The sequence below is a fragment of the Shouchella xiaoxiensis genome (assembly GCF_016907895.1).
In the GTDB taxonomy this organism is placed as follows: Bacteria; Bacillota; Bacilli; order Bacillales; family Bacillaceae_D; genus Shouchella; species Shouchella xiaoxiensis.
This window is the reverse complement of record NZ_JAFBCV010000036.1, coordinates 1-5,279: the sequence shown is the minus strand read 5'-3', so window position 1 is coordinate 5,279 and position 5,279 is coordinate 1. Positions and strand designations below refer to the sequence as shown.

Sequence of the window (5,279 nt, the reverse complement as noted above, 5' to 3'; positions counted from 1 at the left end):
AAGAAGAAACGCTAAAGGAAGTTAACGAAATGTTAAAGGCACAACTGCCAGAATATATGATACCTACATCCATCCTCCCTTTAGAGGAAATGCCAATCACAGCCAATGGGAAAGTGGATAGAAAGGCACTGCCTAAAATAGAGGACCATTGGGGAATAGAAAAAGAGTATGTGGCCCCTAGAAACGAAGTAGAGGGTGCACTGGTAACTATATGGAGCGAAATACTAGGCATAGATACTATTGGTGTGAAAGAAAATTTCTTTGAAATAGGTGGACATTCTTTACTATTAACAGAAGTTCATTCAAGAGTGGTTGAGTATTTTGATATTGATTTACCTTTACAGAAAACTTTTAATAATTTAAATGTAGAAAGTTTAGGAAATGTTATTACAGGAGAAATTATGAAAGAAATAGAAAAGATGGATGAACAAGAGGTCTTAAGCGCTTTAAAAGAATATGAAGATGAGTAATGGGGTGAAAAGTGTGGAGAAGAATCGCTTTTCAGGTGAACTTTCAAAGTCTAAGAATGATTTGTTAGAGAAAAGATTAAAAGGGAATTCTAATCAGCATTCTAATAAGAAACTTATAAATAAAAGAAATCTACAAGAGCCAATACCTTTGTCATTCTCGCAAGAAAGTATTTGGTTTGTCAACCAAATAAGTGCAAAAAAATATGTTTATAATGTGCCTGGTGCTATTGAGTTAAAAGGGATTTTAGACATTAATGCATTAAGGCAGAGTATAAATACTATTATCTGGCGACATGAGGCTTTAAGAACTGTTATTCAAGGAAACGAACAAATAGTCATTCCAGAGTTAGTTCTAGACATTGAAGTTACAGACCTTACAAATTTAAAGGATCCTATTCAAAGACAAATGGTAGATTCCAAATTAAAGGAGGAATCAAAACGTGAATTTGATTTGGAGAAAGGCCCATTAATTTGGGCACATCTAATTAAACTGAATGATGGTAAGCATATTTTGTTACTTGTCATTCATCACTTAGTTTTTGATGGATGGTCGATGGGGCTATTCCTTAAAGAACTAGTATTTTGTTACATTCATTACTCTAGAGGCCAAAAACCTAGTTTGCCGAAATTAGATATTCAGTATGGAGATTTTGTGGTTTGGCAAAGAGGGAAATTTTTAAATAATAACTATTTGGAGGGATTGTTTCATTATTGGGGAGAACATTTAAAGGATGCGCCAACAAGTATCAATTTACCTTACAAAACTCCCCGACCTTCTATTCAGGCATACGAAGGCAAAACTCTCCATTCAAATATTGGAAGCTCGATAAAAAATCGATTAGAAAACATTTGTCAGGAGCAAGGTGTAACTATGTATATGGTTCTATTAGCTGCACTCAAGATTTTACTATATAAATATAGTGGTCAAGAAAAATTAGTTGTAGGGACGCCGGTTGCGAATCGCCATTGTAGAGAACTAAACCCACTAATCGGTCTAATTATGAACACTTTACCCATCTTTTCCAAAGTAAAAGGTGATGTGAATTTTTTAAATTTATTAGATGATTTAAAACAAATAACTTTAAATGCTTATTCCCATCAAGATTTGCCCTTTGAGAAATTGGTGGAAAAAATGAATTTAACTCGTGATATGAGTTCTCACCCTTTATTTCAAGTTATGTTTGTTTTTCAAGAATCATCAGTCATTGAAATACCTAACTTATCTTTAAATATAAAAGAATTAGATAATGGAACATCGAAATTTGATTTATCAGTAAGAATAGCACAAACAAACGATCATTTAAATATATATTGGGAATACAATACAAGTCTATTTGAAGTGAATATCATGGAGAAAATGTTAACGCATTTTGAGAGATTATTAGAAGAGCTATCAGAACGACCAGATAGGAAAATCTCCGATATTTCTTTTTTTTCTAAAGAGGAAGAATTTAAAATATTAGAGACGTGGAATGATACGTACACTCCTCTTCCGGAGAACGTTTTTATTCACCAACTATTTGAAGAAACTACAAAGGTAAACAAAAATCAAACAGCAGTGATAGTTGAAGAACAAGAAGTAACTTATGAAGAACTAAACAAAAGGGCGAATAAACTCGCGAGATATTTAGTGAAAGCAGGCGTTAAACCAAATCATTTAGTAGGGGTTATTATGGAACGGTCCCTCGATATGGTTATCTCATTGTTAGCTATATTGAAAGCGGGGGGGGCGTATGTTCCAATTGATCCAACATCACCAAATGAACGCATCAGAACAATCGTAGATGATGCAAATTTATCTATTATTCTTAGTCAATCTCATATTGATACTTCTTTTATTACAATCTCTAAGGTTTTAGTTGATGTAAATAAATCTCTTTGGGAATTTGAAAGTGAACATAATTTAATGACCAAGTTAATGCCAGACGATCTTATTTATGTTATATATACATCCGGTACAACAGGTACACCAAAAGGAGTTATGAATACTCAAAGAGGAATTGCTAATCGAATTATCTGGATGCAAAACGAATATAAATTAAGTAAAGATGACAGGGTTTTACAAAAAACACCTTATACTTTCGATGTTTCTTTTTGGGAACTTTTCTGGCCACTTATTTCAGGTGCCACTATGGTAGTTGCGTGTCCAGAAGGGCATAAAGACCCAAAATACATTTCGAAGCTAATTAAGGCCAAAAAAATAACAACAATACATTTTGTTCCTTCTATGTTACGAATATTTATGAATTTTGGCGGTTTAAATTCATGTTGCGCATTGAAAAGAGTTTTTTGTAGTGGAGAAGCCTTAACAGTTAAGGATGTTAGTCTTTTTTATGAGAAATCTACTGCTACTTTATATAATTTATATGGACCAACAGAGGCAGGGATTGACGTTACAAGCTGGAAATGCGAACCGATTGGAAAAGTTTCAATTATGGATGGGAGAGTACCCATCGGAAAACCCTTAGCGAATACCCAAATCTATATATTGGATAAATATTTAAAACCCGTGGCTGTAGGTGTTAAGGGAGAGTTGTATATTGGAGGAGCCCAAATTGCAAGAGGGTATTATAACCAGAGCAGCTTGACGGATTTAAACTTCATACCAAATCCATTTAAGCCAAAAAGTAAATTATATAAAACAGGGGACTTGGCTCGCTATAAACCTGATGGGAATATTGACTACTTAGGAAGAATTGACGACCAAATTAAAATAAGGGGTCAGCGTGTTGAGTTGGGAGAGATTGAAGCAGCTATTAGTACATATGATGATGTGAAACAAGTAGCTGTTACAGTGCATAAACAAAAGGAGACTGATTTACGTATTGCAGCATTTCTTACGACGGAGAGTGGTACTAATATTAATGAGAACTTACTTAGAACTTATTTGGAAAAATATATGCCCAAATATATGGTGCCCACTAAATTCTTATATTTAGAAACGATGCCTTTAACAGTGAGTGGAAAAGTAAATAAAAGGGAGTTGCCTAAACCTGATTTTTCACTGAATGGTAACATAAATGATTATAAAAAGCCAGTTACACCGGTGGAATTAATTTTAGCTGATATTTGGGAAGATGTGCTTAGCGTTAATAAGGTTGGAGTGAGTGATAACTTTTTCGAAATAGGGGGACATTCTTTGTTAGCAACACAGGTAGTTTCTCGAATAGAAAAAATTTTCCGTGTGGATTATCCGTTAACATATTTCTTTCAAAATCCAACAATTGAAGGTACTAATCGTATATTATTCGTAAACCCAATAGAAAAAGAAAAAATAGAGAAAATTTCAGATATTATGATGAGAGTAAATGAATTAACTGAGGATCAAGCACAATTAATGTTGGATAAAAAAATTGAAACAAAGGAGGAGAGAAGTTGAGTAACTCTAAGGGGAAATTATCGTCTGCAAAGCTTTTGTTATTAGATAAATTACTTGATGAGGAAGGACTTTTAGAGAATGACACTAAAATTAAACCAAGAGAATCAGTCGAGTTTGCTCCTCTGTCCTTTGCACAAGAAAGGTTCTGGTTTGTCCAACAGTTAGAACCAAATCTACCTATTTTTAATATGCCTGCTTCTGTACGTTTATATGGGGATCTGAATATAAATTGGTTGGAAAAAAGCATAAATAAGATTATTGAAAACCATGAATCCTTAAGAACAGTGTTCAGAAGTGTTAATGGTGAAATCATTCAAACTGTTCTTGGAAATCAGTATTTGAAATTAAGAGTAGTTGATTTAAGAAAATTATCTTCTGTGGAACAGCGAACTAAACTTAAGAATTATGAAAAGGTAATTTCTTGTAAAATGTTTGATTTGGAGAAGGGTCCCCTTATTCAACTTCAATTAATATGCTTGGAAGATAATGAACATGTTTTATTGGTATGTTTACATCATATGGTTTTTGATGGTTGGTCATTAGGTATATTTCTTAAAGATCTTACTCAAGCATATGAATACTATGTAAACGGAGGAATCGCTGAAAAAAAAATACGTTCCTATAAAAGAAATATTATCCAATACGGAGATTATGCAAATTGGCAGCGTAATTTGCTTAAAGGGGAAAAGCTCCATTCACTTATCGCATATTGGAAGAATCATCTGAGTGAAGCGCCATCTTCAGTTGAAATTCCTAATAGTAAAAAAAGGAAATATATACAAACATTTGAGGGTAAGACAATTTACTTCCAATTGTCAAAAGAACTTCTGAGCAAGTTAAAGGACTTAAGTAAAAAAGAAGATGTTACTTTATACATGCTTTTATTATCGGTACTAAAATTACTACTGTATCGGTATACAGAGCAGAAAAAAATTGTTATAGGGTCACCAGTTGCTAATAGAAAAAAGTATGAATTAGAACCAATAATCGGTTTATTGATGAATACACTTGTTCTGTATACAGATTTTACTGATGAAACTAATTTTTTTGAATTATTATCAAAAGTAAAGAAAGTTACTCTGGATGCTTATGAACATCAAGATATACCGTTCGAAAAGTTAGTAGAAAATCTTGAATCGGTCAGAGACTTAAGTCGCCACCCCTTATTTCAGATAATGTTTGTATTGCAAAATTCTCCTACACCTTTGAATGAACTGTCGAATTTAAATATGTCTGTACGAGAACTGGATCCTGGAATATCTAAATTTGATTTAACTGTCAGAGCTACTGAATTGGAGGATCACTTATCGGTGGCTTGGGAATATAATGTAGATTTATTTGAAGAATCTATGATGAACAAGATGATTAACCATTTTCAAATATTGCTAGAAGAGGTTGTAAACCATCCAGAATATAAACTATCTGAATTT

At 33.1% G+C, this 5,279-nt stretch carries 3 protein-coding genes; all 3 read left to right on the top strand.

What is annotated here, in order from left to right:
- A partial coding sequence (locus JOC54_RS22795; protein ID WP_239586903.1) for a phosphopantetheine-binding protein occupies window positions 1–470 on the top strand: 470 nt, incomplete at its 5' end.
- 13 nt (window positions 471–483) lie between these two features.
- Complete coding sequence (locus JOC54_RS22790; protein WP_204469449.1) at window positions 484–3,849, top strand: non-ribosomal peptide synthetase; 3,366 nt, start codon at window positions 484–486, stop codon at window positions 3,847–3,849.
- Window positions 3,846–5,279, top strand: a 1,434-nt coding sequence (locus JOC54_RS22785; protein ID WP_239586901.1) for a condensation domain-containing protein, incomplete at its 3' end; no start/stop codon positions are given. The genes JOC54_RS22790 and JOC54_RS22785, both read left to right, overlap by 4 nt.